Consider the following 26,184-nt stretch of genomic DNA (forward strand, 5'->3'; position numbering starts at 1 on the left):
ACCGGTATCGAGCTCTGGGGGCTCGACCACGAATGCTCCGGTGCGGGAACACCGGAGCCGTCCGCCGGACACGATGCGCGTGGTGGGGTTCGCATGGGGTTTTCGCCGGAAGCGATCGAAGCCGGGCCGTACCTCGCCGGGTACGCCGTCCTGCTCTGCGCGGCTTCGGCCGCCCGGGTGGGCGCCTACTTCTGGGCGCAGTCCAGGGCGATCGCTCGCACAGCCCCTCCGCTGGGGCCCTACGACGTGGCCGCGGTGGCCGGATATTCGAACCGGGTCGTCGAGACCGCGCTCGCGGGCCTGGTGGATTCGGGCGCGGTCACCGTCCACCCCGGCGATCCCAGCGAGTTCCGGCCCCGCCCCGATGCCGGGCAGCGCGTTCAGGACCCCGTGCAGCGACAGGTGCTCGAGCTGCTGCCGAGCCATGCGAACGTGCACTCGCTGGTCAGTGCGTTCACCCGTACCGAGACCGCCGCCGGCTTGCGGCGCCGAATGGTGTCCGCGGGATTCCGGCTCAGCTACCGGGGACGCGAGCTCCTCACGTGGCTCACCTGGGCGCTGCTCCCGCTCGCAGTGCTCACGATGACGGTCTGGCAATGGGGATCGAAGGCGACCGTCCTGCTCCTGTTCCTCGAGGTCCTCCTGTCCGCTTCCGCCGCCATCTGGTGGGGAGCGTCGCTGCCGTTGACCGGCACTCGACGAGCGAAGCGGCTGCGGGCGGAGATCGCATCGGTGGAGCGCAAGTACCAGCCCACGAACAGGCAGAAGGAGAAGGAGAAGGAGAAGGAGAAGGAGAAGGTCCCGGCGGAAGCGGTGGTACGGAAGGTGCGCGAGGCCGTCACCGCGCGTGCCGGAGAATGGGGGCTGGCTCCCGGCTGGATCGGCTCCGCGACCGGCATGGTGCCCTTCCTCGGCTGGAGCGGGTACAGCGCCGAACGGGGCGAACACCTCGAACCCCAACGGTACTGGACACCGGGCATCCGGGGATCCGCGCCGAAAACCGGGCCGCGCCGCGCTCTCGGATGGCGCTACCGGGCCCTGGGTGCAGCGTGCGGTGTGCTCGCGCTGGGCGTTCTGTTTCCCGGCATGATCTACCTCAACGTGTTCTCCATCCCGCTGTTCCTGGTTCTCAGCGCGGTCGGCGCCCGGCTGGCGATGCAGGGGAAGAAGCATCTCGCCGCGGACGGGCGCGAGGTGTTGCACACCAGCTACGCCCCGCCGGTGCTGTACCTGCGGTCCTTCGCCCACGACGCCCTGCTCGAACGGCGCGCACCGTACCGGTCGCTCATGACCGCCCTCGGCTCCGGAGGCTCGTACCTGGAGGAACTGGCCACCGCGGTCCGCCGCTTCGGCACGTTCGTCGCGATCGGCAACCCCGGCAATCCGCTGCCCGTGCTGGGTCCCGCGCACATCTACGTTCCGCCGGAACCGGATCCCGGCCCGGATCTCCACCGGTGGCAGGCCGAGGTGCTCAACCTGATGCAAGGCGCCTCGCTCGTGCTGATCTCGGCGGGAAGCAGCGAGGGACTGCGGTGGGAGTTCGCACAGGCGGCTTCGCTGATGCCACCGGAACGGCTGGTGGTCCTCGTCCCGCTCAGCCGCGAGGAGTACGCCCGCTTCCGGGAGCGCACCCAGATGTACTTCCGCGCGGGTCTGCCCGCCGACCCGCGCAAGCGCTCCGTCCGGAACAAGGAGCAGATCCACGGGCTGATCTACTTCGACCGCGACTGGACACCGCACTTCGTCGCTTTCCGCCGCCACGCGCTCCTGCAACTGCACCTGGGCCGGATCGCGATCCGCCCCAGCGTGCGCCGGCTGCGGAACCGGCTGGCCCACGCGCTGTACCCGGTCTTCCGCAGCAACCGGGTCGGGTGGCCGGGCATCGTGGTTCCCGTCCCCTTCGGCCGGGCCAGCCGCCATCGAGTCGTCCCAGGGCTGTCCATCGCGAGGGCGCTCCTGCTGGCCGTGGCGCTGAGCATCGCGGCTGCCGTGGTGTCCAGCTTCACCGGCCGGTAGCAGGCCGGTCGAGCCCGGAAAAGCGGTGGCCCGGCGGTGCTCCGGTGTAGCAAGATCGCTGCAATGACCGATGCCGTGGGACGGGACGCGCAGTACGAGCGCTTCGCCGATGAGTTCGCCGAGCACGCGGAGAACGGATTCCACAACGCCCACTACGACCGGCCCGCCTGTCTGGAGCTGCTCGGTGACGTCGCGGGGAAGCGGGTCCTCGACGTCGCCTGCGGGCCAGGCCTCTACGCCGCCGAGCTCGTCGCGCGCGGGGCGCAGGTGGTCGGCTGCGACATCAGTCCGCGGATGGTCGAGCTCGCCGCGCAGCGCGCGCCTTCGGCGGAGTTCCGGGTGCACGATCTGGCCGAACCGCTGGACTGGTTGCCGGATTCCTCGGTCGATCTGGTGCTGTTCGCGCTCGCCCTGGAGTACCTGGACGACCGGGCCGCCGCGCTCCGCGAGCTGCGCCGGGTGCTGCGGCCGGGCGGGGCGCTGGTGCTCTCGCGGTCGCACCCGACCGGGGACTGGCTTCGGCACGGCGGCAACTACTTCGAATCGCGCGTCATCGAGGAGATCTGGAGCCGCGGGTGGCAGGTGCGGTACTGGGCCACACCGCTGGAGGCGACCTGCGAGGAGCTCTGCGAAGCCGGGTTCCTCATCGAGCGCCTGCGGGAGCCGCGACCGACCGAGGCCGCCGCGGCGATCTCCCCGGAGCGCTACGAACGGCTGCACCGCGAACCCACCGGCTTCCTCGCGATCCGCGCCCGCCCGTCCTCGTGAGCGCCTGACCTGCTCCGGCCAGGCGCTCACGACGGCTCACAGGTATCCCCTGCCGTCCAGGTAGGCCTTGCGCCACCGCACGATCTTCACCTCGGCGAACAAACCGGCCAGCGCGAACGGATCCCGCGCGATGAACTCCTCGGCTTCAGCGCGGGTTTCCACGTCCAGCAGGTAAACCCCGCCGGAGGCCGGGTCGCCGTCGTCGGCGAGCTTGACGCCGCAGGCCAGCAGCAGCTCCTTGTGCTCTTCGAGGAACGCCAGGTGCGCGGGCCGGTTGTCCAGCCGCACCTGCTGGTGGCCGGGCTTGTCGAAGGTCTCGATGAAGTAAGGCATGTCGTCCCTCCCGGTTCAGCCGAGGAATCCCCACAGCAGGATCGCCGCGATGTAGATCAGGCCGACCCAGAACATCATGATCACCGTGTAGCCCATGACGTCCTTGAGGCGGAGCCGGGACAGGGCCAGCGCGGGCAGGATCCAGAACGGCTGCACCAGGTCGTTCCAGGCGTTGCCGAGCATCACCGACATCGCCACGTCCGGCATCGGGGCGCCGATCGCGTTGGCCGCGTCGACCATGAACGGCCCCTGGATCACCCAGTGCCCGCCGCCCGAGGGCGCGAAGAAGTTGATCACGAAGGAGCTGATCAGCCCCCAGAAGCCCAGCGTCTCCGGGGTGGAGATGTCCACGAAAACCTGCGAGATCGTGCCGACCAGGCCGGAGGCGGCCATGATCGCCATGATGCCCGCGTAGAACGGGTACTGCAGGATGATGCCGGAGATCGTCTTGATGCCCTCGCCGAGCTTGGCGACGTAGGCCGCCGGGGTGCCCAGCAGCAGGATGCCCAGGAACAGGATGAAGAAGTTCACCAGGTCCAGGTCCGCGGCGCCGCCGCGGATGAAGTACACGACGACGTAGACCATGCCGAGCGCGCCGATCAGCAGGCTCAGGATCCGGCTGTTGTTCAACCGCGAGGCCACCGTGACCGCACCGAAGTCCTCGGTCTCCACCGGCTTGCTCTTGCTCTCGACGTGCAGCGCGGGGTCGATCTCCGTGACCGGTTGGCCCGGCTTGGGGTGCAGCATCGCGTTGAGGACCGGCAGGGTGAGCAGCACCGCGAGGGCGGTCAGCAGCATCGGCAGCGAGAAGATGGTCTCGGCCAGCGCGATGACGCCCATCTTGCTCTCCAGGGCGTGCCCGCTGGTGGAGATGGTCAGCGGGATCGTCGCCGAAAGCCCGAGACCGTACATGGTGAACCCGCTGTAAGCCGCGGCGATGATCAGCGGGTAGTGCACGCCGGGCACCTTCAGCGCCAGCTTCTTCGCCACGATCCCGCCGATGACCAGGCCGAAGCCCCAGTTCAGGTAGGAGCCGACGGAGCCGATCAGGGTCGCCACCGCCACCGCGGTGCGCGGCGAGTGCACCCGGCTGACCACCGCGTCGAGCACCCGGTCGGTGACCGGTGCGCTGGCCAGCACGTAGCCCATCGCCAGGATGACGGCCATCTGCGTGGTGAACGACAGCAGGTTCCAGAAGCCGTCGCCCCAGGCCTCGGTGATCTCGATGAAGCCCTTGCCCTCCACCGTCAGCGCCAGCAGCAGGGTCAGGAAGGTCAGCCCGATCGCGAAGACGAACGGATCGGGCAGGTACCGGCGCATCAGCTCGGTGAAGAAGTTGGCGATCTTGGACATCGGTGCTTTCCTTGCCGACCGGGAGGTCCCGGCGCGTTGATCTAGACGGTGGCGACCGGGGTGACCGGTGAGCCGGCCGCTCCGGGCAGGTTCAGCGGCGGAGCGGTGAGCAGGAACCGGCTGCGGCCGCGGGCTCGCAGGTGTTCGGCGAGCGGGGTGAGCCGCCACAGCTCGCCGAGGTGCACTCCGAGCTTGAACAGGCAGTGCTCGTGCAGCGGCAGCACCGCGCTGGGCACCGGCGCATCCGGTGCGGGGAACGCCTCGACCGCGTAGTTGTCGGCGACCAGCGCCGCCAGGCCCGAGTCGGTGATCCAGCGCAGCAGCTGCGGGTCGCGCCCGTTGAGGACGGCGCCGGAGCCGTGCAAGACCTCGGGATCCGGGTCACCGCCCATCGCCACCAGCTGCTCGGCGAAACCGGTGTGCAGGCAGACGATGTCGCCCTGCTCCACGACGATCCCGTCGGCGGCGATGATCTCGGCGAGCTGCTGGTAGCCGACCAGGGTGCGCGCGTCGCCGAGGTGGGCGCGCAGGTCGATCAGCACCGCGCGGCCCTGCACCGCGGTGCGGGCCATGTGGTCGATCCCCAGTGGGCCGGCGGTGGAGGTGCTGCGGTCGTGCAGCGACGCCGCTCCCGCGTCGTCCACTCCGGACGGCCCGAGCACGTGCTCGTCGGCGCGGAACCCGTTGTAGAATACCGGTTCCGGCACGCCGTCGCCGTCGGCGTCGAACATCGCCCCGGCGTGGGCCAGCGAATCCCACTGCGTCGAGTACTGCAGGTGCAGGACGGCCAGGTCGTCGCAGAGCACGTCGGTGCGGCCGGGCTGCAGCCGGTCCATGCCGAAGTTGAAGTTGACCTGGCCCGCGCGCAGGTTCGGGCGCAGCACCGGCGGGAACCGGTTGGGGTTGAGCGCGGTTCCGCCGGGCAGGTCCAGCGGCAGGCTCAGGCAGAAGCTGCGGCCCTCGACGACCTCGGCGACACCGGCGCGCACCTTCTCCGGCGTGATCAGGTTGAGCCGACCGAGGTTGTCGTCGGGGCCGAAATCGCCCCAGTTGGAGCCCTCGGGCCGCCGCACCCAGCGCGGGTTCTGCATGGAAACCTCCAGGACGGTGCGGCTCCCCTCGCCCGGGGAGCCGCACCGGTCGGATCAGGCCGGGACGGCCTCGGCACGCGCGTTCTCGGCGTGCGCGCGGTCGTCGTGGTTGGGACGGCGCAGGAGCAGCAGCATGCAGCCCAGCGTCAGCAGCACCTGGAAGATCGCGTAGGCGATCACCGCGGTGATGGAACCGGAGAGGTTCAGCAGGAACTGGCCCACGATCGGCGTGGTGCCGCCGAGGATCGTGCCGCACAGCTGGTAGCACAGCGAGATGCCGGTGTAGCGGACGTGCGCGGGGAACCGGCTGGCCAGCATGCCCGCCAGCGCCGCGTAGTACAGGCAGTGCGGGATGGTCGCGATCGCCACGCCGAACATCGCCAGGTAGTAGTCGTTCGTGCTGATCAGCACGAACATCAGCGGCAGCAGCACCACCTCGGGCAGCAGCATGATCGTCACCGCGCGGGACCAGCTGCGCATCTTGGTGGCGATGACCGCGCCGAAGGGCTGGGCGAAGATCTGCACGATGTTGGCGACCAGGATGATGGTCAGGAACGAGCTCTTGTCGAACTCCAGGGTGCTGGTGGCCCAGGACAGCGCGAAGGTCGACTTGAAGTAGGTGGCCGACAGGCCGATCGTGCAGGCGCCGATGCCCAGCGCGAGCAGCGTCGGGTGCGAGCGCACGACCTCCCAGACCGGCAGCTTGGCGACCTTCTTGCGCTCGATCAGGTTGGCCATCGCCGGCGACTCGGTGACCCGCATCCGGATGAACAGGCCCACCAGCACCAGCAGCGCGGAGGCCAGGAACGGGATTCGCCAGCCCCAGCCCAGGAACGCCTCGTCCGGCAGCTGGCTGATGGCCAGGAAGCTCAGCGTGCTCAGGGTGTTGCCGACCGGCGAGCCCTGCTGGGCGAAGGCGCCGTAGAGGATGGACTTGCCCTTGGGCGCGTGCTCGGAGGCGATCAGCACCGAGCCGCCCCACTCGCCGCCCAGGCCGATGCCCTGCACCATGCGGATGATCACCAGCAGGATCGGCGCCCACACGCCGATCTGGGCGTAGCCGGGCAGCAGGCCGATCAGGGTGGTCGCGATGCCCATCATCAGCAGCGTGATGACCAGCGTCTTCTTCCGGCCCAGCCGGTCGCCGATGTGGCCGAAGATGATGCCGCCGAGCGGGCGGGCCAGGAACCCGACCCAGAACGTCGCGAACGCCACGAGGGTGCCGAGCGCACCGTCGAGCTCCGGGAAGAAGACCTTGTCGAAGACCAAGGCCGACGCCGTGCCGTAGATGTAGAAGTCGAACCACTCGATCGTCGAGCCGATGAAGGCCCCGATCCCGGCGCGGTTGGCCGTCCGGCTCTGCTCGCGCGCGTTGACCGCACCCATGCATTCTCCCTTGAAGCTTCGGTGCCGGTGAGCGCTCAGCACGCGCTCACGTCCCGATGTGATGGGGGCAACCGTTTCACCTCACACCAAGACTGTCCAATACAGAATCGGTGCGACAGCAAGACGCCACGCCTCTCAATCGGCGGCGTCTTGCCTGGTCACCGCGTGGACCGCCGAGCAGGCCGGTCCCGTTCGCCCGGAATGTTCAGTGCGCGGCCGGGGTGGGCAGCGCTTCCTCGGCGATCTCCAGGACCGTGCGCAGGGCCGCCGAGGCGTTGTCGGTGCGCCAGGCCAGCGCCGCGTGCATCCGGGTCGGCTCGCCCGCCAGCGGCCGGTAGACCAGGCCGGTCTGCTGGATGTGCTGGCAGGAGGTCAGGGTCAGCGTGACGCCGACGCCCGCGGCCACCAGCGCGAGGATCGTGTAGGAGTCCGGCGCCTCCTGGACGACCCTCGGGTTGAACCCGCCCGACACGCACGCCTTGACCAGCGCGTCGCGCAAGGTGGACCCGGCGTTGGCCGGGAAGCTCACGAACGGCTCGTCGGCCAGCTGCTCGATCGCGATGCTCTCCTGCTGGGCCAGCGGGTGGTCGGTGGGCAGCGCGCAGATCAGCTCCTCGACCTCGATCACCCGGGTCCGCACGCCGGGCTGGTTGACCGGGAGCCGGACGAAGCCCAGGTCCAGCGAGCCGTCGGCGACCTTGGCCAGCGCGACGTTGGCGTAGGTCTGCCCGCGCATCACCAGGTCCAGGCCGGGATGCGCGGCGCGCACCGCGCGGGTCAGCAGCGGCAGCGATTCGTGGCTGGAGGCGCCGGCGAAGCCGACGGTGACGCGCCCGTACTCGCCGCGGCCTGCGGCTTTGGCGGCGCGCACCGCGGTGTCGACGTCGTCGAGGACCGCGCGGGCCGGTTCCAGGAACGACTCCCCCGCGCTGGTCAACCGCACCGATCTGGTGTTGCGCTCGAAGAGCTGGACACCGAGCTCGCGCTCCAGCTGCCGGATCTGCTGGCTCAGCGGCGGCTGCGCCATCTGCAGCCGCTTGGCCGCCCGCCCGAAGTGCAGTTCCTCGGCGACGGCGACGAACGCGGTCAGGTAGCGAAGCTCCACGGCAGACCTCGGCATATTCATCAGTGAACGCTCTTGATCCGACACTAATTCAGTATTGGACAGCTATCAATGGCGGCTGGCAGCGTGAGCTCGACCCGAACCGAACACCGAGGAGCCCCGACGATGCACAACCCGGTCGCCGAGCCGGTCCGCAGGCCGGACAAGACCACGACGATGCGGGAGGCGATCGCCGCCCACGTCACCGACGGGGCGACCGTGGCGCTGGAGGGCTTCACGCACCTGATCCCGACCGCCGCCGGGCACGAGATCATCCGCCAGGGCCGCCGGGACCTCACGGTGGCGCGGATGACCGCCGACATCGTCACCGACCAGCTGATCGCCGGTGGCTGCGTGCGCAAGCTGGTGTCGTCGTTCGTGGGCAACTCCACCGCCGGTTCGCTCGGCGAGCTGCGCCGCCGCATCGAGACGGGGCAGCCCGAACCGCTGGAGTACGAGGAGTACAGCCACTACGGGATGATCTGCCGCTACCTGGCCGGTGCCCAGCGGCTGCCGTTCTACCCGCTGCGCTCCTACGCGGGCAGCGACGTGCCGTCGGTCAACCCGGGGATCCGCAAGGTCACCTCGCCCTACCCGGGCCCGGACGGCGAGCCGGAGCAGATCTACGTGGTGCCGCCGCTGAACCCGGACGTCACGATCATCCACGCGCAGCGCGCCGACCGGGCGGGCAACACCCAGATCTGGGGCCTGACCGGCATCCAGGCCGAAGCCGCCTACGCCGCGCGGAAGGTGATCGTGGTGGTCGAGGAGGTGGTGGCCGACGAGGTGATCCGCTCAGACCCGAACCGCACGGTGGTGCCCGCGCACGCGGTGGACGCGGTCGTCGAGTGCCCGCGCGGCGCGCACCCGGCCTTCGCGCAGGGCTACTACGACCGCGACGGCGACTTCTACCGCGGCTGGTCGCACATCAGCAAGGATCCCGAGCGGCTGCAGCGGTGGCTCGACGAGTGGGTCCGCGGCACCGCCGACCACGCCGAGTACCTGGCCAAGCTCGGCACCGAGGCCCAGCAGCGGTTGTCGGTCGGCGAGGCGTGGAGCGAGCCGGTCAACTACGGACGTCGGCAGTGACGCCGACCAGCGCAGGAGGAGTCGAGTTGAACACCGGAGCCAACACCGCGGCGGTCACGTCCTCGGAGCTGCTCGCCGCGGTCGCCTCGCGCGAGCTGGCCGGGAAGAACACCGTGTTCGCCGGGATCGGGCTGCCCACCCTGGCGGTGTCGCTGGCGCAGCTGACCGTCGCGCCCGACGTCGAGATCGTCTACGAGTCCGGGGTGTGCGGCGCGCACCCCTCGCACCTGCCGGAGACCATCGCGGACTCGGTGCTGATCACCGGCTCCGAGGCGGTGCTGTCGATGCCGGCGCTGTTCGGCTACGTGCTGCAGGGCGGCCGCATCGACGTCGGTTTCCTCGGCGCCGCGCAGATCGACCGGTGGGGCAACCTGAACTCCTCGGTGATCGGCGACTGGCACGCGCCGAAGGTGCGGCTGCCCGGTTCGGGCGGCGCGATGGAGGTGATGGCCAACTCCCGCGAGGTGTTCGTGGTGATGCGCCGCCACGACCCGCGATCGCTGCCCGCCGAGCTCGACTTCTGCACCTCGCCGGGCCCGGACCGGGCGCTGCGCGACGGGATCCGGCCGCGCGGAGCGGGCGTCACGCGGGTGATCACCGATCTCGGCATCCTGGCCCGCGACGGCGTCGGCGAGGAGCTGCGCCTGGTCGCCACGCACCCGGGCGTCACGGTCGAGCAGGTCCGCGCGGCCACCGGCTGGGATCTCGCGGTGGCCGACGAGCTGGCCACCGTCGAGCCGCCCACCGAAGCCGAGCTCCGGCTGCTGCGCGCGGAGGTGGACCCGGACCGGGTCTACCTCCGCTGAGCCGAGATCACCCGACCTCGGCTCGCAGCATCGCCCTGGTGCGGTGCGGGCCGGAGCCGAGCCGGCGGTCGTACTCCGCTGCCACGGCCCGCATTTCGCGGCGGTAGCGGTCGGCCAGGTGCCACTGCCTGGACTGGCGGGCGAGGGTCAGCTGGTGCTCGGCGCGGCGGGCGCGGGCGTCGAGCTCTTCGGTGGTGCAGTGGCTCAGCTGCATGCTCGGTCCTCGGGACGGACGCCGAGCCGCGGCGCGGGGATCAGGCCGGTCGCCGCGCGCACCGCGTCGGAGTGGGTGCGGTGCACGGTGCGGGCGGTGTCCGGTCCGGGGTTGGCCCTGGTGCCCTGCTGATCGCAGATCCACGTGCCCAGGAACAGGTTCCGGTACACGTGCGGCCGGTGGGGGGAGCGGGTTCCGAGCTGGAGGGCGGTGCTCGGCGGGGATTGCTGGTACATCTCGGCGGGTCCTGGGTCGGCTGGTTCTCGGTAGGACTCCAGACTGGTCCGCCCGCGAGCCGGTTCCGACGGGAGTACTACGTAGCGGGTACGTATTCCGGGACTTTCTGCCCTGGCCGCATCCTGCTGCTCCTGCTGTCCCGTCCGGGCCGCGGCCCGGCGAGTAGTGTCGGGTGCGGAAGGTCGGACCGCAGCCGGGCGCAGCGGGGGTTGCCATGGCGATGAGCGATGCACAGCGGATCGAGGCCCAGCGCCGCACGATCGCCGAGCACATCGAAGCGGAGAACGCGCACGACTGGCCGCGCGTGTACGGCACGTTCATCCAGGACGAGCACGCGTTCTACGACGTCGTCCCGCTGAGCACCCGGTACGCGGGATTCGCCGGGGTGCAGGACTTCTACCGGATCCTGGACGACGCCATCCCGGACTTCCGGGTCACGGTCAACTCCGAGTACGACTCCCCCGGCGCCTCCGTGCGGGAAGTGACGATCGACGGCACCCACCGAGGTGAGTACTGCGGGGAGCAGCCGTCGGGCAGGCCGGTGTCCTTCGAACTGGCCGCCTTCTACATCTTCCGCCCGGAGGAGCCCGGGAAGCTGCTCGCCGAGCGCATCTACTTCGACAACGAGACCGTGCTGCGCCAGATGCGCGGCGAGGAGAACGCGCCCGCCGGGATCGGCCTGGCCGCACCGTGAACCGTCAGTTCAGGAAGCGGCGCACGGTCTGCGGGTGGATGACGACGCGGACCCAGTCCTCGGCGAGCATCCCGGCGAGCTCCTCGGCCCGGGCCAGGTCGGCGAGGTCCCAGTAGCGGGCGAACAGGCGGGCGCACAGGTCGCGCCCGCCGTCGGGTTCGACCGTGGTGCGACCCGCGACCGACACCCAGCGCTCGCGCTCCCCCACCGGAGCCGCGACGACGATCGAAGCCCGCGGATCGCGGCGCAGGCGGCGCACTTTGAGCGTGTCCGGGCCGGTGAACAGCTGAATCGTGCCCTCGTCGGTGACCTCGAACCACACGGGCCGGGGCTGCGGCGGGAGCGGTCCCGCCGCCACGGACAGGAATCCGTGCAGCGGGCGTCGGAGGAACTCGATGTCCTGCTCGGTCAGCGAGGTGGCGCTCATGGTGCCGATTGAACACGGCCTGCCCGGACGATCCCATGGGTGAGAAGCCGGATCGCATGCCCATTCGTCCAACCTGCCGCGGTGCGGCAGTCCGGATGCGCTCGCTCCCGGCTGCGACCTCACCAGCTGTGATGCGCTCCGGAGCTGCGCTGCTCGTGGTCAGGTGCCGATCGCGTGGTGGCGTGGAGGCTGCTCAGCAGTGCGAGGGCCTGGGCACTGGGTGTGGCGGGTTCGGCGTGGTAGATGATCAGCTGCTGGCCGGGTGCGGCGCGCACGTCGAACGCCTGGTAGGTGAGCGTCAGCGGGCCGACGTCGGGGTGGACGAGATGTTTGGGTTCGCGGGTCTTGCCGCGCACCGGGTGGGTTTCCCACCAGGTGCGGAAGTGCGTGCTGCTTTCGCCGAGCTCGGCCACCAGGCGCCGCAGACCGGGGTCGTGCGGGGCGAAGCCCTCGGCCACCCGCAGGTTCGCCACGGTGGCCTGCGCAGTCCAGTCCCAGTGCGCGTAGAACCGTCGTCCCGCGGGGTCGAGGAAGATCATGCGGGCGAGGTTGTCCACCGCGCGGAACGGCGAGAACAGCGCCTCGGCGAGGGTGTTGGTGGCCAGCACGTCCAGGGTGCGGTTGAGCACGAAGGCGGGGGTGTGCGGATAGCCGTCCATGAGCTGCCGCAGTTCGGGGCTCACGGTCTGAGGCACCGGCGCGGGCGTGCCGTCCGGTGCGGTGCCGGCGAGTCGGTGCAGGTGCTCGCGGGCGTCGGGGTCGAGATCCAGGGCGCGGCAGAGGGCGTCGAGCACTTGCGGTGACGGGCGGGTCTCGCGGCCCTGTTCCAAGCGGGTGTAGTAGTCGGCGTTGACCCCGGCGAGCACGGCGACTTCTTCGCGGCGCAGTCCGGTCACCTTGCGCCGGCCGGAGTGCAGCACGCCCGCGTCTTCGGGAGATCGTTGTGCGCGGCGCGCCCGCAGGAACGCACCCAGCTCACCACTGGTCATGGCACCAGGGTAGGCAGTGGTCCGCTCGGCCGGGTGGGTGTGGCACACCCAGTCACCGCACGTCCTGCCACCGCTCCTCGCCGTCGCCGATGTTGGTCGGCATGACGAGCGATATCGACGTGATCGGCATGTGGGTCACCGCGGACGGGCACATCCGGCAGGAGCTGCGCGCCGACGGACGCTACGACGAAGCGCGCGGCGAACGGCGCAGCGCCTACACCGGCCGCTACACGGTGACCGGGAACCACATCGACTACGTGGACGACACCGGCTTCACCGCGACGGGCGACATCCGCGACGGCGTGCTCCACCACGAGCATCTCGTCCTCCATCGCGAGTCCGCCACCGGCGATCGTCGCGAGCAGGCACAGCGATGAGCGTTCCGCCACCTGATCACCAGCCATCACGACGAGAGGAAGGAACACCCATGCCTGGACGGCTCATGGGCAAGGTCGCGCTGATCACGGGCGCGACCGGCGGCATCGGACGAGCCACCGCGGAACTGTTCGCCCGCGAAGCGGCCCGCCTGGTCGTCACCGACATCTCCCAGGACACCGCGGAAGAGCTCGCCGCGCGCCTGGCGGCCGAGGGCGCCGATGTGCTGGCGGCCCGGTTGGACGTCTCCTCGCCGGAGAGCTGGGGCGAGGCGATCGAGCTCACCCGCCGGCACTTCGGCCGCCTCGACGTCCTGGTCAACCTCGCCGGCATCGTGGACTGGCCCGGCATCGAGGACACCGCGCACGAGTCCTGGGACCGGGTGATCGCGGTCAACCAGACCGGCACCTGGCTCGGGATGAAGACCGCCATGCCCCTGCTGCGCGCCGCCGGCAACGCCTCGGTCATCAACACCTCCTCGGTGCTGGGCCTGGTCGGCAGCGGAGCAGCCGCCGCCTACCAGGCGTCCAAGGGAGCGGTGCGGCTGCTGACCAAGACCGCCGCCGTCGAGTACGCCACCCGCGGAGTCCGGGTCAACTCCGTGCACCCCGGCGTCATCGCCACCCCGATGATCCAAGATCTGCTCGACGAGCAGGGCGACCGGCAACCCGACATCGCGCGCACCCCCATGCGCCGCGCGGGCAGCCCCGCCGAGATCGCTCCCGCGATGCTCTTCCTGGCCAGCGACGAATCCTCGTTCATCACCGGAACCGAGCTCGTCGTCGACGGCGGCCTCACCGCGCACTGAACGTCCTGACCGCCGGAGCCACCGCGGTCGCCTCAGCACGGCCGGTCGTCCCGTTCGGGTTCGGCGCTGCGTGCAAGCGGGTTCGCGGCGCCGAACCGAGCGGGCTCAGGTGGCGGCTTCGTGCCGGCCGGCGATCCAGGCGGCCACCTGCGTGCGCGAACCGAAGTCGAGCTTGGTCAGGATGTGCTCCACGTGCGCTTCCGCGGTGCGCTGGCTGATCACCAGCCGGGCCGCGATCTCCTTGTTCGACAAGCCTTGCGCGATGGCTTCGGCGACCTGGTACTCCCGGCGCGTCAGCGGTCCCCGCTGCGGTTGCCGGATGGCGTCCGGCGGCTGGGGCTTCTCCCGGATCGCTGCCGCGAGGCCCTCCAGGATCGACAGGTTCGCGGTCTCGGCGACGAGCTTGCCGAAGGTGCTCTCCCCCAGCGCCGCGCGCGCACGCCGCTCGGCACCGCTCCGGTATTCGAGCAGTTGCTGCGCGCCCATCAGCGGGACTCCGACCAGCTGCCACAGGCGGTCGAGGACGCCGAAGAGCCGGGCCGCCCGGGCGTGCTCGCCGCGCGAGACGTGCGACCACGCCAGCACTTCCGCGGCCATCCCGAGTCCGAAGAGGTCGTTGAAGCGGGTCTTGATGCCGATGCTCGCCCGCAGGTGCACCACGGCGTCGTCGGCATCGCCCCGCATCCAGCTGGCGAGCCCGCGCACCACCAGTCCCCAGGACCGGGTCCACAGCTCGCCGGCCTTCGCGGTGAGCTGCAGGCACTCCTGCGCGTAGGCGGTGGCGCGGTCGGTCTCGCCGCGCAAGCAGGCCACCAGGCCGGACTGGACCAGCGACATCACCATCGGACTGGTGATCTTCGGGTGCGTGCGGTGGTAGGACCACGCCCGCGTGGTGAGCGAGCTGGCCTCCTCCAGGTGGCCTTCGGCCATCGCGTCGACGCCCCGCAGGTGCAGCCCGAAGGCGGCCAGCCCGGCGTCCTTGAGGTGCTCGGCCACCGCGCTGCACCCCTCGGCCGTGGCCCGCCCGCGCTCCAGGTCTCCCTGGTGGGAAGCCAGCCAGCTGCACACCCAGAGCGCGGTCGCCCGCGGCGCGGTCGGCGTGGTGTCCAGCGCCAGCAAGCGGTCCAGCCACTTCCGGCCCTCGGCGATGAGGCCGCAGGCGGTCCAGTAGAACCACAGCGCCCCGGCGAGCCGGAGTCCTTCCTGGACCTGGCCCGGTTGCGTCGCGCAGAACTCCAGGGCGGCGCGCAGGTTGTCGTGCTCGGCGGAGATGCGCGCTCGCCACACCAGCTGGTCCGGGCCGAACCACTCGCGCGCGCCCCGCTCGGCCAGCGCGAGGTAGTGGTCCCGGTGCCGCTTCCGCAGCTGCGTCCGCTCGTCGTCGGCCAGCAGGCTCCGGCCGTACTCGCGGACCGTCGCCAGCAACCGGTAGCGGGTGGTTCCGGCGGGCCCCGGCTCGCGGGTCAGGATCGACTTGTCCACCAGGGCGGCCATCAGCTCCAGGACGGCCTCCGCACCGAGGCCCGAGCCGCCGCAGACGTCCTCGGCCGCCGCGAGGTCCACGCCGCCGGCGAAGACCGACATCCGCGACCACAGCAGCCGTTCCTCCGCCGAGCACAGCTCGTAGCTCCAGTCCATGGTGGCCCGCAGCGTCTGGTGCCGCGGCAGCGCGCTGCGGTTGCCCGCCAGCAGCTGGAACCGGTCGCCGATGCGGGCCAGCAGTTCGTCCACCGACAGGAAGCGGGTTCGCGCGGCGGCCAGCTCGATCGCCAGCGGGATCCCGTCCAGCTCCCGGCACAGCTGCGCGACGGCGTCGCCGTCGGCCGCAGCGGGCTGGAAACCGGCCGCCGAGGCCCGCTCCGCGAACAGCCGCACCGAGTTGCCCGCATCCGCGCCGTCGGGGTGGCCGTCGGGGACCGGCAACGTCGAGACCACGACGACGTGCTCGCCGTAGACGTCCAGCGGCTGCCTGCTGGTGGCCAGGATCCGCAGCTCGGGCGCGGCGTCGAGCAGCACCGCGCACGCCTTGACGCAGCCGTCCAGCACCTGCTCGCAGTTGTCCAGCACGACGAGGATCTCCTTGTCGCGGACGTAGTCGGCGAGCACGTGCTCCACACCGCGCGCGGACCAGTCCTGGATGCCCAGGGTCTGCGCCACGGTGTGCACCACCAGGTCGTCGTCGTGCACCTCGGCCAGCTCGACCAGCCAGCCGCCATCGCGGTAGGAGCGCCCCAGCTGCGCGGCCACGCGCAGCGCGAGCCGGGTCTTGCCGACCCCGCCCACACCGGTCAGCGTGACCATCCGGGCGCTGGACAGCGATTGCCGTACGTCGACGCACTCCTGCCGACGATCGACGAAGCTCGTGCGCTCGGCGGGCAGGTTGCCCACCCGTTTGCGCACCGTACGACTGGCCACTGATGGCCCCACGAGCGAATTGGTGCGAACCGTGCACCGCCAGCCTACGACCACCGCCCGCCGGATGCGAGCAGCGAGTTCAGAGCGCGCGGCCGATGGGCACGGTCGGCATGTCCACCGCGTGGCCGCCACCGTCGGCGACGATGACCGCACCGGTGATGAACGATGCCTCGCCGGAGGCCAGGAACCGGCACACGGCGGCGATCTCGGCAGGTTCGGCGGCCCGCCGCAGCGGGAGGTCCGCGGTGACCGCGGCGTAGCCGGACTCGCGGTCGGGCAGGTCGGCGGCCGCGGCGAAATCGGCCATCTCCTGGTCGGACATCGGTGTGCGCACCCAACCCGGGCAGATCGCGTTCACCCGCACCCCGCGCGGCCCGTAGTCGCGCGCCATGGAGCGGGTCAGCCCGATCAGCGCGTGCTTGCCCACGGTGTAGCCGGCCACCTCGGGCCCGGCGAACAGCCCGGCGACCGAGGACATCACCACGATGTTGCCGCCGGCTTCCACCAGCGCGGGCAGCGCGGCACGGCACATCACGAACGCGCTGTTGAGGTTGCCGTCGAGGCTGCGCTGCCAGTCCTCGTCGGTGGTGTCGGCGACCGCGGACATGCCGTGCCCACCGGCGTTGACCACGAGCACGTCCAGCCGCCCGAACTCCTCGACAGTGCGCCGCACGACCGCGCGCGCCTCGGCGTCCACGGACGAATCTCCCGGCACCGCAAGGGCTCCGGTGGCTTCGGCGACCTCGTCGAGCGGCTGCTTGCGGCGCCCGGTGACGACCACCCGCGCTCCTTCCGCCGCCAGCCGGGCGGCCGTCGCGGCGCCGATGCCGGTCCCCCCGCCGGTGATCAGCACGACCTTGCCGTCGAACGCCTCAGCCACCGCACTCCACCTCCACGCGCGAAACCGGACTCCAGACTCCCAGACCGCGGGCGCACCACCGCGCGGCCGAACGGAGCATTCGCAGGTTCGGCCGAGCACCGGGCGGGGTACCACGCAGGGAGCCATCCGCCATCGGCCAGGAGGTCCAATGAAGATCGTGTGCGTCGGGGCCGGGCCGGCCGGTCTCTACTTCGCCATCTCGGCGAAGCTGCGCGACGCCGGGCACGAGATCTCCGTCCTCGAACGCGATCCGCCGGGCGCCACCTACGGCTGGGGCGTCGTGTACTGGGACGACCTGCTGGACACCCTCTACATCAACGACCGGGAGAGCGCGCAGCGCATCCGGGCCGCCTCGACGGTCTGGCAGGACCAGGTGGTGGCGATCCACGGTGAGCGCGCCTACCTCAGCGGGTACGGCTACAGCGTCAACCGGGCGGTGCTGCTGGACGAGCTGACCCGCCGTGCCCTCCAGCTCGGCGTGGACGTGCAGCACGAGCGCGCGGTGGACGACATCGCCGAGTTCGCCGACGCCGATCTGGTGGTGATCGCCGACGGCGCGAACAGCCGGAACCGGCAGCGCTACGCCGAGCAGTTCGGCACCGAGCTGAGCCAGGGGCGCAACCCCTACATCTGGCTGGGCACCCGCCGGGTCTTCGACGAGTTCACCTTCGGCTACGAGCAGACCCCGCACGGCTGGATCTGGTTCCACGCCTACCCGTCCAGCGCCGGGGTGAGCACCTTCATCGTCGAGTGCCAGGAGGAGACCTGGCGGGCGCTGGGGTTCGAGGAGCTCGACGACGCGGCGACCACCCGGCTGCTGGCGGAGATCTTCGACGAGCACCTGGCCGGGCACGCGCTGATCAGCGCGGCGCGCGGCAGGCCCGCCTCCTGGCAGCGCTTCACGCAGGTCCACAACCAGACCTGGCGGCACGCCAACGCGGTGCTGATCGGCGATGCCGCGCACACCACGCACTTCACCATCGGCTCGGGCACCAGGCTGGCCATGATCGACGCGCTGGTGCTCGCCGAGAAGCTGCACGAGCACGACCAGCCCGGCAACGCGCTCAAGGAGTTCGACGGCGAGGGCCACGCCGCGATGCGCGTGGTGCAGGCCGCCGCGCGCACCAGCATGGCATGGTTCGAGGACGTCGACCGCTACACCGACCGCAACGCGGTGGACTTCTGCTTCGCGATGTCCTCGCGCAGCGGGCTGCAGCCGCCGTGGCGCTACCAGGCGCACCGGCTGACCCAGAACCCGTTGGTGCGCAAGGCGTTGCGGGTCTACTGCAAGGGCCTGAGATGGCTGGGCGCGCGGCGGCGGGGCGAGTCCTGGAAGCGTCCGGACACGGTCAGCCCACCCTGACGTAGAGCTGCATCCCCATCTGCCGGTGGTTGCCGACCGGGCACCAGAAGTCGTACACCCCGGGTGCCAGGGTCACCGTCAGGTCGGCAGCACCGCCCGACCGGACCACCGGGGTCCGCGCGTTCTCGACGCCAGGTCCGCTGATCTCCAGCGCGTGCACCGCCCCTCCCGCGTTGATCGCGCGGAACGTGTAGCGGCCCGGTGGCAGCCAGTCGGGCTGTTCCAGGCGGAAGTCGACCATCCGGACCGTCACCACGCCCGGTGCGCCGCCCGCCGGTGCCGGTTGCGCAGCAGCGGCGGTGCTCGCCCCGGCGCACAGGGCCGTCAGCATCGTGACGACGCCGAACAGCACGCCGAACACCCGGCGGCGGTGGCTGGGGAATCCGTTCGCATCCACATCGGTTCGCATTGTCCGCCCCCTCGGAATCCGCATCGGCCCGGACGCCCGCGCAACGACGTTGGCAAGCCCGGTCCGGGCCCGTCGTGGCATTGCGAATGCACGATCCAGCGTAGAACCGCGGCCCGTCCGGGTGGTGGCCCGTGAGCCCGGTGGGACGGCAGTGCGAACTCTTGCGCAAGCACTGCGCTGTGGCTCGCGGGACGCATCCACCCGGGGTCGCCCCGGTGGGGGTCGGCACCGCTCTGAAGGGCTTCTTCGACTGGCTGTACCGGTGGCGGGCTGGTGTGATCCTGGCGTGGGTGTGTCTACGGGTGCCCCGCCGACGGAACATCGGCGCGGGCGGGCGGTGTTCAGCTGGGCGCTGTGGGACTGGGGATCCTCGGCGTTCAACACCGTCATCTTGACCTTCGTGTTCACCGTGTACCTGACCGAGGGCGTCGCCGCCGATCCGGAGCGCGGTTCGCAGGCGCTCGGCGTGGCGCTGACGATCGCCGGCGTGTGCATCGCCCTGGTGGCTCCGGTGACCGGGCAGCGCAGCGACGCGGGCGGGCGGCGGAAGCTGTGGCTGGCGGTGCACACCGCGCTGGTCGTCGTGTGCACCTCCGGGTTGTTCTTCGTCCAGGACGATCCCTCGTACCTGGTGCTTGGCCTGGTGCTGCTGGCCGCGGCCAGCGTCTTCGCCGAGTTCGCCACGGTGAACTACAACGCGATGCTGCTGCAGGTCTCGACGCCCGCGACGATCGGCCGCATCTCCGGGTTCGGCTGGGGAATGGGCTACTTCGGCGGGCTCGTCGCGCTGGTCATCGTGCTGATCGGCTTCGTGCAGCCCGACGTCGGTCTCTTCGGGGTGACCGCGGACAACGGGCTGAACATCCGCGCCGTCGCGCTGTTCGCCGCGGTGTGGTTCGCGGTGTTCGCGGTGCCGCTGTTCGCCTTCGTGCCCGAGGCCCCGTCCTCCGGCGAACCGCTGCGGCACGCCCTGGTGAGCAGCTACGTGGTGCTCGGCAAGCGGCTGGCCTGGATGTGGCGCCAGGAGCGGCGCACGCTGGGATTCCTGGTGGCCAGCGCGATCTACCGGGACGGGCTGGCGGCGATCTTCACCTTCGGCGGGGTGATCGCCGCGGGCACCTTCGGCTTCAGCCCCAGCGAGGTGGTGGTCTTCGCCATCACCGCCAACCTGGTGGCCGGGCTCGGCGCGTTCCTGGGCGGCCGGGCCGACGACCGGTTCGGGCCGAAGGCGGTCATCGTCGCCGCGCTGTTCGGGCTGGTGGTGGTCGGGGTGCTGCTGCTGGTGCTGCCGCCGGGCAAGGCCGCGTTCTGGGTGTGCGGGCTGACGCTGGCGATCTTCCTCGGCCCGACCCAGTCGGCCAGCCGGACGTTCCTGGCGCGCATCGCCACCCCGGGCAAGGAGGGCGAGGTGTTCGGCCTCTACGCCACCACCGGCCGCGCGGTCAGCTTCCTGGGTCCGCTGGCCTTCAGCGGCTTCATCACCCTCTTCGGCAGCCAGCGCGCCGGGATGGGCGGCATCGTGCTCATCCTGGTGGTCGGCCTGGTGGCGATGCTGCCGGTGCGCTCGCCGGACCGCCCGACCGAGCCGACCGAGGTACCGGCCGCGAGCTGACCGCTCCCCGCCGGCGGCGCCGAAACGAGCCGGAAGGCCTCAGCGGACGTTGCGGCGCAGGCGCACTCGGTAGGAGTAGTGCTCCGGCAGGAAGTGGCTGACCGCGAGCTCCACCGGCCGTCCGGTGGTGGACTGGTACATGCGGTCGATGCGCAGCAGCGGGCGGTGCGGTTCGCAGCCGAGGTGCTCGGCGATCTCGGGCGTCGCGGTGCCGACCGTGATGCTCTGCTCGGCTTCGGCGATGGGATCGCCCAGCCGGTCGTCGAGCAGCCCGATGATGGTCACCCGGCTGCGGGCGCCGACCTCGGTGAGCTCGGGCACCGACTCGACCAGCTTGCCGACCTCGGGTGGCAGGAACACCGTGGTCAGGCAGAACGGCACGTCGTCGTGCAGGCGCAGGAACTCCAGCACGTGCACCCGGTCGGCGGCCAGCCGCAGCCGCCCGGCCGCGTCGAGGTCGACCTTGCGGTGCAGCGGGGTGAGCAGTCGCATCGTGGTGTCGATGGACAGCCCCATCAGGTCGTCGATGGAACCGAACTGGCGCAGGTACTGGTCCTCGCGGGGCGCGGCGAAGGTGCCGCGGCCCGGGATGCGGTAGACCATGCCTTCGGCGACGAGGTCCTGGAAGGCGCGGCGCACCGTCTGGCGGCTGACCCGGTGGCTCTCGGCGAGCTCGGCCTCGGTGGGCAGGCGCTTGCCCTCCGGGTAGTCGTGCTGCAGGATCGCCGATCGCAGTTCCCGCGCCAGGCGCAGGTACGCGCTCTCCCTGCCGTCCGTCCGCGCCGCCACGCCACCACCTCCCAGGTTCTCACCACAGACCGTAGCGGAACCCCGCCGCGCGCCGGCTCACGCGTCGAGGCCGCCGCGTTTGACCAGCTGGGCGGCGATCACGTTGCGCTGGATCTCGTTGGTGCCCTCCCCGACGATCATCAGCGGCGCGTCGCGGAAGTAGCGCTCCACGTCGAACTCCGCGGAGTAGCCGTAGCCGCCGTGGATGCGCACCGCGTTGAGCGCGATCTCCATCGCGGCCTCCGAGGCGTACAGCTTGGCCATGCCCGCTTCCATGTCCACCCGGCGGCCCGCGTCGAACTCGCGCGCCGCGTGCAGCGTCAGCTGCCGGGCGGCGGTGAGCTTGGTGGCCATGTCCGCCAGGTAGTTGCCCACCGACTGGTGTCGCCAGATGGGTTTGCCGAAGCTCTCCCGCTCCTGGGCGTAGCGCAGCGCGTCCTCCAGCGCGGCCCGGCCCACGCCCAGCGCGCGGGACGCCACCTGGATGCGCCCGGTTTCCAGGCCCTTCATCATCTGCGCGAAACCCTTGCCCGGTACGCCGCCGAGCACGGCGCTCACCGGCGCGCGGTGGTCGTCGAAGTGCAGTTCGCAGCTCTCCACTCCCTTGTAGCCGAGCTTGGGCAGGTCGCGGGAGACCGTGAGCCCGGGGCCGTGCTCGACGAGCACGATCGAGATGCCCCGGTGCGCGGGTTCGGCGTTCGGGTCGGTCTTGCACAGCAGCGCGATCAGCTGGGAGCGGCGGGCGTTGGTGATCCAGGTCTTGGCACCGCTGATCACGTACTCCTCGCCGTCGCGGCGGGCCGTGGTGGTCATGGCCTGCAGGTCCGAGCCGCCGCCCGGTTCGGTCAGCGCCATCGTCGCGCGGATCTCGCCGGTGGCCATCTTCGGCAGGTACCGGCGCTTCTGCTCCTCGGTGCCGAAGTCCAGCAGCAGCTTGGAGACCACGGTGTGCCCGCCCATCGCACCGGCCAGGCTCATCCAGCCGCGCGCCAGCTCCTCGACGATCAGCACGTAGCAGGGCGTGGAGACCGGGGTGCCGCCGTACTCCTCCGGGATGGCCAGCCCGAAGATGCCCAGCTGCTTCATCTGCTCGATGAGCGCTTCCGGGTAGGTGTTGGCGTGCTCGAGCTCCTGCACCACCGGTTTCGCGGACTTGTCGATGAAGTCCCGCACCGTTTCCACGGCGAGCTTCTCGTCCGCGCTGAGGATGTCCACTGTGCTCACAGCGTTGCTCTCCAAGTCTCCCGGTGCCGGTTTTCCGCTGCTTGCAACGGAAAAACCCGGTCTCCGGATCGGTGTTCAGTCGGCTCGCGGGAAGGTCTTGCGCAGGAGTTGCCGGACCGCCGTCCAGTCGGCACCGGCGAGCAGGGCCGGGACGTCGGTACCGCAGGCCTTGAACTTCTCGGCCAGTTCGGCGTCGGTCGGCGGTCGCGACGGCGCGCCCGGTGGTTGTGCCAGCCGCACGTGCAGCGGCGGGCCGTCGTGGGTCACCTCGATGTCGACCTCGCCGGTCAGCAGGCCGTCGGCGCCGGGCGTGCCTTCGAACTCCACTCCGCGCAGCAGTTCCTGCGCCGCGGTCCGGCCGACGGCTGCGTCGGTGAAGGCCGCGAAGTCCGGGTATTCGTCCAGCAACGCCGTCGCCACCGCGTAGGGCAGGCTGAACTTGCCCTCCAGACCGGTCGTGGGGCGGTCGTGGATCAGCGGTTTGACGGTGGCCTGCGGCGTGCGCACCCGCACTCCGCGCACCTGCCCGCGGATCCGGTGGCGGATCTCGCGCAGCGCCGCGATCGGCCGCTGCATCGCGTAGCAGCATGGGAATACCTTGATCGCGAGGCCGCCCGGCACGGCGGGCCCGGAGAGGTCCAGCTCGCCGCTGCCGCCGACCAGCCCGAGCCAGGCGTCCAGGGCAGCGGGGTCGGCGGTGGCTCCGGCCTGCGCCAGCTGCGCGGCGCGCACCCCGGCCTGCGCGGCGAAGCCGACCTGCAGGGACTTGCCGTGCGTGCCGAACGCGTTCTGCACGCCACCGGCGGCGGGAACGGCGAGCGCCATCGCCGTGGCCAGCTGCTCGGCGGAGAGCCCCAGCGCTGTTCCGGCCGCGACGGCGGCTGCCGGTGCACCGGCCGTGCAGGTCGCGTGCCAGCCCGCGGCGTAGTGCGACCAGCCGAGCGCGTTGCCCAGGCGGGCCATCACCCCGGCCCCGGCCAGGTAGGCCCGCGCGTCGCCGCCGGTGGCCAGCACCACCGGCACGGTCACCACGCTGATGTGGGTGGTGGACTCGACGTGCAGGTCGTCGAAGTCCAGCACGTGGCCGATGGCCGCCCAGCGCGCGGCGTCCGGCAGCTCGGCGGCGATCCCGGCCAGCGGGTCGTCCCTGGCGGCGAGGGTGACCGCGGCGGTGTCGAGCAGCGAGCGGTGGGCCAGCGCGAGGTCTTCGGGGCCCGGTTCGAGATCGGCCGCCCAGTTCGCGAGGGCTTCGGCGATGGATGCCATGGGAACCTTTCCGCCAGCGCGCGGGGCCGCGCCGCTGAGCTGTCCGCCAATCTTTGTACGGCCAAATCCTCGGCGCGGTCAAGGGCGCGCCGAAACCGGCTGCCCCGGCGAAACCGTTGACGTCCGGACGCGGGAGGTCGAGACTTGCGGGGCGTTTGTACGGCCCAATCGGCGGATCGAGGAGGAGCAGTGCCGGGACTGGACACCTACCTGCGGGAGTGGCGGCCGGAGCCGCTGGTCGAGACCGACGCGCTGCGTCCCGATCCGTCGCGCGCGCTGGCGGCGGCGCTGGAGACCACGGCGCCCGACGACGTCCTGCCGCCGCTGTGGCACTGGCTGCACTTCCTGGACTGGCCGCGGCACGGCGAGCTCGGCGCGGACGGGCATCCGGCGCACGGCCACTTCCTGCCACCGGTCCCCGACCGGCGGCGGATGTTCGCCGGTGGCCGGCTCACCGTCACCGCTCCCCTGCGCCTGGGCGTGCCTGCCGAGCGCACCACATCGCTGGCCGATGTCGTGGTCAAGCAGGGCCGTTCCGGCGAGATGGCGTTCGTGACGGTTCGCGGCGAGTACCGGCAGGACGGCGAGCTGCGGTTCGTCGACGAGCAGGACTACGTCTACCGCAGCGGGGAGAGCTCGGCCAAGGACCCCGACGCCGCCCGGCCCACCGAGTTCCCGGTCTCCGATGCACCGTGGCAGCAGGCCTTCACCGGTGATCCGGTGCGGCTGTTCCAGTTCAGCGCGCTGACCGCCAACACGCACCGCATCCACTACGACGCGCCCTACGCCCACGACGTCGAGGCCTACCCCGGTCTCGTGGTGCACGGCCCGCTGCTGGTGCTGCTGATGACCGAACTCGCCCGCCACCGGGCGCCCGAGCGCGAGCTCGCCGGTGTCGACTACCGGCTGCGCCGCCCGGTATTCGCCGGCAACCCGGTGCTGATCACCGGCGGCCCCGACGGGGACATGGCGGTGCGCACCGCGCCGGACGAGGTCATGGCCACCGCCCGGATCACCTTCGGCTGACCCGCGCCCAGACGTCGAGCAGCCGCGCCGCGGAGCCGCCGACGGGGCCGACCGCGTCCGCGAGCACCGCGGGATCGGGCAGTTCCGCGCTGTCCACTGCGGACACCGCGGACGCCGGCTCGGCGATGGTGCTGGAGCAGACCGCCAGCAGGTGATCCGGGACGGTCAGCGCCGGGTCGACGCATCCGACCAGCGGCGTGCCCACGGCGGCGATCAGCGGGAACACCGTGCCGGGAATCCCGATCGCCGCTTCGGCCCGCGCCGATGCCTGCAACGACGGGACATCGCTGATCTCGTAGCGGCTCCACAGCGACGGGTCTTCCCGGGGGTGCAGGCCGACCAGGATGCGCTTGCCCGCGGCCTGCAGCTTCTCCGCCGCCGCCAGCAGCAGTTCGGTGCCGGGCGCGGCCGCACCGGTGTCGTCGGGGTGGGTGACGCTGGTGAGCACCAGCACCAGACCCGGTTCCGCAGCTCGCACCGGCAGCGAGTCCGTCTGCGGCGCGCCGACGACCTGGATCTCGCGGCGGGTGCCCAGGTAGCCCGCGAAGGCGCGGGCCTCCGCCGGGGACGATGCGGTGATCGCACGCAACCGCGGCCGCAGCCACCGAGCGCGGGCGGCCTCCCGCGGGTTGAGGTAGGCCAGCGAGCTGGCGGCCAGCGGCAGCCGCCGGAAGCGGGCCGCGCACTCCGCGGGCCACTCCTCCGCACCCGTCACGACCAGCAGATCCGCGCGCGAAACCTCGCCGGGCACCGCCACCGGAACCGGATCACCCGGGGCGACCCCGGAGCGGTCGGGCACCAGCTGCGTGAGCTGCCAGCCGCGCCGGCCTGCTTCGGCCAGCAGCGGCTTGACGTGGTAAGTGCCCCACGGCTCGTTCGTCGCGATCAGCACCCGCCGGGGCCGCGAGGCCGAAGCCGTCCCGCCGAGCGCCAGAAGCCCCGCCCCGGCCAGCGCGCCGCCCAACACCGTCCGGCGCGCGAGCACCGCTTGATCGTCGTTCATGACCGGCAACCTACGCACCCGACCCGACCACGACGTGAACACACGGCGAACGCATCGGCTCCGTCTCCGCTGCTCAGGTCCCGTGAGTGTTTTGCGGGGCCATAGGAACTGGAGTTTTGTTTCACTACTCTTAGCCTGCGCGGGCTTGCGCCTGCGGCCTGGCGGCCGACCGCGCCCGCGCACCCCGGCAGCCACCATTGGGCGGCTGCCGAAGGGCTTTTTATCTCGCCTAAGCCATATCGTGGACGGCCCGAAGAATCAGCAATCGGCCTGACCAGCGTCGGCCTAGCAAGCGCAAACGGCAACAAGTCGCCGCAGGCCAGATTCAACCCGCCTCCGCAGAGCTCCTATCCGCTTTTGGGGGCTCCAGCTGAGCAGGCCTATATGAACGCAGCTCCTCTAGCACCCTCCGTGTGGTCAGGGTGTCGGGGTGTTCCTCGCCCAGGACCCGTCGTTGGACCTTCAGCACCGCTTGGAACTCGGCCTCGGCCTCAGCCAGCTCCCCACGA

General features: G+C 71.2%; 26 protein-coding genes. 10 read left to right on the forward strand and 16 right to left on the reverse strand.

The genetic code is table 11. The features are described 5' to 3' along the window. The first annotated feature begins 93 nt into the window (after positions 1-93). A complete protein-coding gene (locus C4T78_RS06915; protein WP_093353684.1) occupies positions 94-2,016 on the forward strand; it encodes a TIGR04222 domain-containing membrane protein in 1,923 nt (640 codons plus the stop codon). 63 nt (positions 2,017-2,079) lie between these two features. Beyond that, entirely contained in the window at positions 2,080-2,784 is a 705-nt protein-coding gene (locus tag C4T78_RS06920) for a class I SAM-dependent methyltransferase (RefSeq protein ID WP_093353687.1), read from the forward strand. Positions 2,785-2,820: 36 nt separating this feature from the next. Here the strand turns inward: C4T78_RS06920 and C4T78_RS06925 are convergent, their stop codons facing one another. From C4T78_RS06925 to C4T78_RS06945, 5 genes are all read right to left on the reverse strand, one after another. Beyond that, entirely contained in the window at positions 2,821-3,117 is a 297-nt protein-coding gene (locus C4T78_RS06925) for a YciI family protein (protein WP_093353689.1), read from the reverse strand. 15 nt (positions 3,118-3,132) lie between these two features. After that, positions 3,133-4,470 carry a short-chain fatty acid transporter gene (locus tag C4T78_RS06930; protein WP_093353691.1) on the reverse strand — a complete coding sequence of 446 codons (1,338 nt, stop codon included), beginning with the start codon at positions 4,468-4,470 and terminating at the stop codon, positions 3,133-3,135. 41 nt (positions 4,471-4,511) lie between these two features. Further along, positions 4,512-5,561 (reverse strand): cyclase family protein, encoded by a 1,050-nt coding sequence (locus C4T78_RS06935; RefSeq protein ID WP_093353693.1) that lies wholly within the window; start codon positions 5,559-5,561, stop codon positions 4,512-4,514. A 54-nt stretch (positions 5,562-5,615) separates the two neighbouring features. Then, a complete protein-coding gene (locus tag C4T78_RS06940; RefSeq protein ID WP_093353696.1) occupies positions 5,616-6,947 on the reverse strand; it encodes an MFS transporter in 1,332 nt (443 codons plus the stop codon). 205 nt (positions 6,948-7,152) lie between these two features. Next, a complete protein-coding gene (locus tag C4T78_RS06945) occupies positions 7,153-8,052 on the reverse strand; it encodes a LysR family transcriptional regulator (RefSeq protein WP_093353698.1) in 900 nt (299 codons plus the stop codon). A 123-nt stretch (positions 8,053-8,175) separates the two neighbouring features. Here C4T78_RS06945 and C4T78_RS06950 point away from each other — a divergent pair, with 123 nt between their 5' ends. After that, a complete protein-coding gene (locus tag C4T78_RS06950; RefSeq protein ID WP_093145874.1) occupies positions 8,176-9,138 on the forward strand; it encodes a CoA transferase subunit A in 963 nt (320 codons plus the stop codon). 26 nt (positions 9,139-9,164) lie between these two features. Beyond that, positions 9,165-9,944, forward strand: a complete 780-nt coding sequence (locus C4T78_RS06955) for a CoA-transferase subunit beta (protein ID WP_093353701.1) — start codon at positions 9,165-9,167, stop codon at positions 9,942-9,944. 7 nt (positions 9,945-9,951) lie between these two features. On the opposite strand, the gene C4T78_RS06960 is transcribed toward C4T78_RS06955, so the two are convergent. Both C4T78_RS06960 and C4T78_RS06965 read right to left on the reverse strand, forming a co-directional pair. Then, positions 9,952-10,158, reverse strand: coding sequence for a hypothetical protein (locus C4T78_RS06960; RefSeq protein WP_093353704.1), 207 nt, complete (start codon positions 10,156-10,158; stop codon positions 9,952-9,954). Continuing rightward, positions 10,149-10,394 carry a hypothetical protein gene (locus C4T78_RS06965; RefSeq protein ID WP_093353706.1) on the reverse strand — a complete coding sequence of 82 codons (246 nt, stop codon included), beginning with the start codon at positions 10,392-10,394 and terminating at the stop codon, positions 10,149-10,151. The genes C4T78_RS06960 and C4T78_RS06965 overlap by 10 nt, the downstream gene beginning before the upstream one ends. A 221-nt stretch (positions 10,395-10,615) precedes the next feature. Between C4T78_RS06965 and C4T78_RS06970 the strand changes: the two genes are divergently transcribed. After that, positions 10,616-11,089: an ester cyclase gene (locus C4T78_RS06970; protein WP_235863584.1), complete on the forward strand. Its 474-nt coding sequence runs from the start codon at positions 10,616-10,618 to the stop codon at positions 11,087-11,089. 4 nt (positions 11,090-11,093) lie between these two features. Here C4T78_RS06970 and C4T78_RS06975 read toward each other — a convergent pair whose 3' ends face one another. Together C4T78_RS06975 and C4T78_RS06980 are read right to left on the reverse strand one after the other, a co-directional pair. Beyond that, on the reverse strand, positions 11,094-11,516 hold the full coding sequence (locus tag C4T78_RS06975; RefSeq protein WP_093353712.1) for a pyridoxamine 5'-phosphate oxidase family protein: 423 nt from the start codon (positions 11,514-11,516) through the stop codon (positions 11,094-11,096). Between the two features lie 119 nt (positions 11,517-11,635). Then, positions 11,636-12,505 carry a helix-turn-helix transcriptional regulator gene (locus C4T78_RS06980; RefSeq protein WP_093353714.1) on the reverse strand — a complete coding sequence of 290 codons (870 nt, stop codon included), beginning with the start codon at positions 12,503-12,505 and terminating at the stop codon, positions 11,636-11,638. A gap of 101 nt (positions 12,506-12,606) precedes the next feature. Here C4T78_RS06980 and C4T78_RS06985 point away from each other — a divergent pair, with 101 nt between their 5' ends. After that, positions 12,607-12,882 carry an Atu4866 domain-containing protein gene (locus C4T78_RS06985; protein WP_093353717.1) on the forward strand — a complete coding sequence of 92 codons (276 nt, stop codon included), beginning with the start codon at positions 12,607-12,609 and terminating at the stop codon, positions 12,880-12,882. A gap of 50 nt (positions 12,883-12,932) precedes the next feature. Next, a complete protein-coding gene (locus tag C4T78_RS06990; protein ID WP_093353719.1) occupies positions 12,933-13,688 on the forward strand; it encodes an SDR family NAD(P)-dependent oxidoreductase in 756 nt (251 codons plus the stop codon). A 105-nt stretch (positions 13,689-13,793) separates the two neighbouring features. On the opposite strand, the gene C4T78_RS06995 is transcribed toward C4T78_RS06990, so the two are convergent. Beyond that, positions 13,794-16,088 carry an ATP-binding protein gene (locus C4T78_RS06995; RefSeq protein WP_235863585.1) on the reverse strand — a complete coding sequence of 765 codons (2,295 nt, stop codon included), beginning with the start codon at positions 16,086-16,088 and terminating at the stop codon, positions 13,794-13,796. A 94-nt stretch (positions 16,089-16,182) separates the two neighbouring features. Further along, a complete protein-coding gene (locus C4T78_RS07000) occupies positions 16,183-16,983 on the reverse strand; it encodes an SDR family NAD(P)-dependent oxidoreductase (RefSeq protein WP_235863586.1) in 801 nt (266 codons plus the stop codon). A gap of 148 nt (positions 16,984-17,131) precedes the next feature. Between C4T78_RS07000 and C4T78_RS07005 the strand changes: the two genes are divergently transcribed. After that, entirely contained in the window at positions 17,132-18,346 is a 1,215-nt protein-coding gene (locus C4T78_RS07005; RefSeq protein ID WP_093353723.1) for an FAD-dependent monooxygenase, read from the forward strand. Here C4T78_RS07005 and C4T78_RS07010 read toward each other — a convergent pair. Next, the gene (locus C4T78_RS07010) at positions 18,333-18,755 is read right to left on the reverse strand and encodes a cupredoxin domain-containing protein (RefSeq protein ID WP_235863587.1); all 423 of its coding nucleotides are present in this window, start codon (positions 18,753-18,755) and stop codon (positions 18,333-18,335) included. The two genes, C4T78_RS07005 and C4T78_RS07010, sit on opposite strands and share 14 nt — an antisense overlap. Before the next feature lie 292 nt (positions 18,756-19,047). Here C4T78_RS07010 and C4T78_RS07015 point away from each other — a divergent pair, with 292 nt between their 5' ends. Further along, positions 19,048-20,367: an MFS transporter gene (locus C4T78_RS07015; RefSeq protein ID WP_374703867.1), complete on the forward strand. Its 1,320-nt coding sequence runs from the start codon at positions 19,048-19,050 to the stop codon at positions 20,365-20,367. Positions 20,368-20,406: 39 nt separating this feature from the next. On the opposite strand, the gene C4T78_RS07020 is transcribed toward C4T78_RS07015, so the two are convergent. The 3 genes from C4T78_RS07020 to C4T78_RS07030 form a co-directional block, all read right to left on the reverse strand. Next, on the reverse strand, positions 20,407-21,156 hold the full coding sequence (locus C4T78_RS07020; protein ID WP_093353729.1) for a GntR family transcriptional regulator: 750 nt from the start codon (positions 21,154-21,156) through the stop codon (positions 20,407-20,409). A gap of 57 nt (positions 21,157-21,213) precedes the next feature. Further along, positions 21,214-22,380, reverse strand: a complete 1,167-nt coding sequence (locus C4T78_RS07025) for an acyl-CoA dehydrogenase family protein (protein WP_093353731.1) — start codon at positions 22,378-22,380, stop codon at positions 21,214-21,216. A gap of 75 nt (positions 22,381-22,455) precedes the next feature. Further along, the gene (locus C4T78_RS07030; protein ID WP_093353733.1) at positions 22,456-23,646 is read right to left on the reverse strand and encodes an MmgE/PrpD family protein; all 1,191 of its coding nucleotides are present in this window, start codon (positions 23,644-23,646) and stop codon (positions 22,456-22,458) included. A 189-nt stretch (positions 23,647-23,835) separates the two neighbouring features. Here C4T78_RS07030 and C4T78_RS07035 point away from each other — a divergent pair, with 189 nt between their 5' ends. Next, on the forward strand, positions 23,836-24,672 hold the full coding sequence (locus C4T78_RS07035; RefSeq protein ID WP_093353735.1) for an HTD2 family dehydratase: 837 nt from the start codon (positions 23,836-23,838) through the stop codon (positions 24,670-24,672). Here the strand turns inward: C4T78_RS07035 and C4T78_RS07040 are convergent. Then, on the reverse strand, positions 24,659-25,675 hold the full coding sequence (locus C4T78_RS07040) for a hypothetical protein (RefSeq protein WP_093353737.1): 1,017 nt from the start codon (positions 25,673-25,675) through the stop codon (positions 24,659-24,661). The genes C4T78_RS07035 and C4T78_RS07040 overlap by 14 nt on opposite strands. Positions 25,676-26,184 lie beyond the last annotated feature (509 nt).

This window comes from Saccharopolyspora kobensis, assembly GCF_900108315.1.
GTDB lineage: Bacteria > Actinomycetota > Actinomycetes > Mycobacteriales > Pseudonocardiaceae > Saccharopolyspora > Saccharopolyspora kobensis.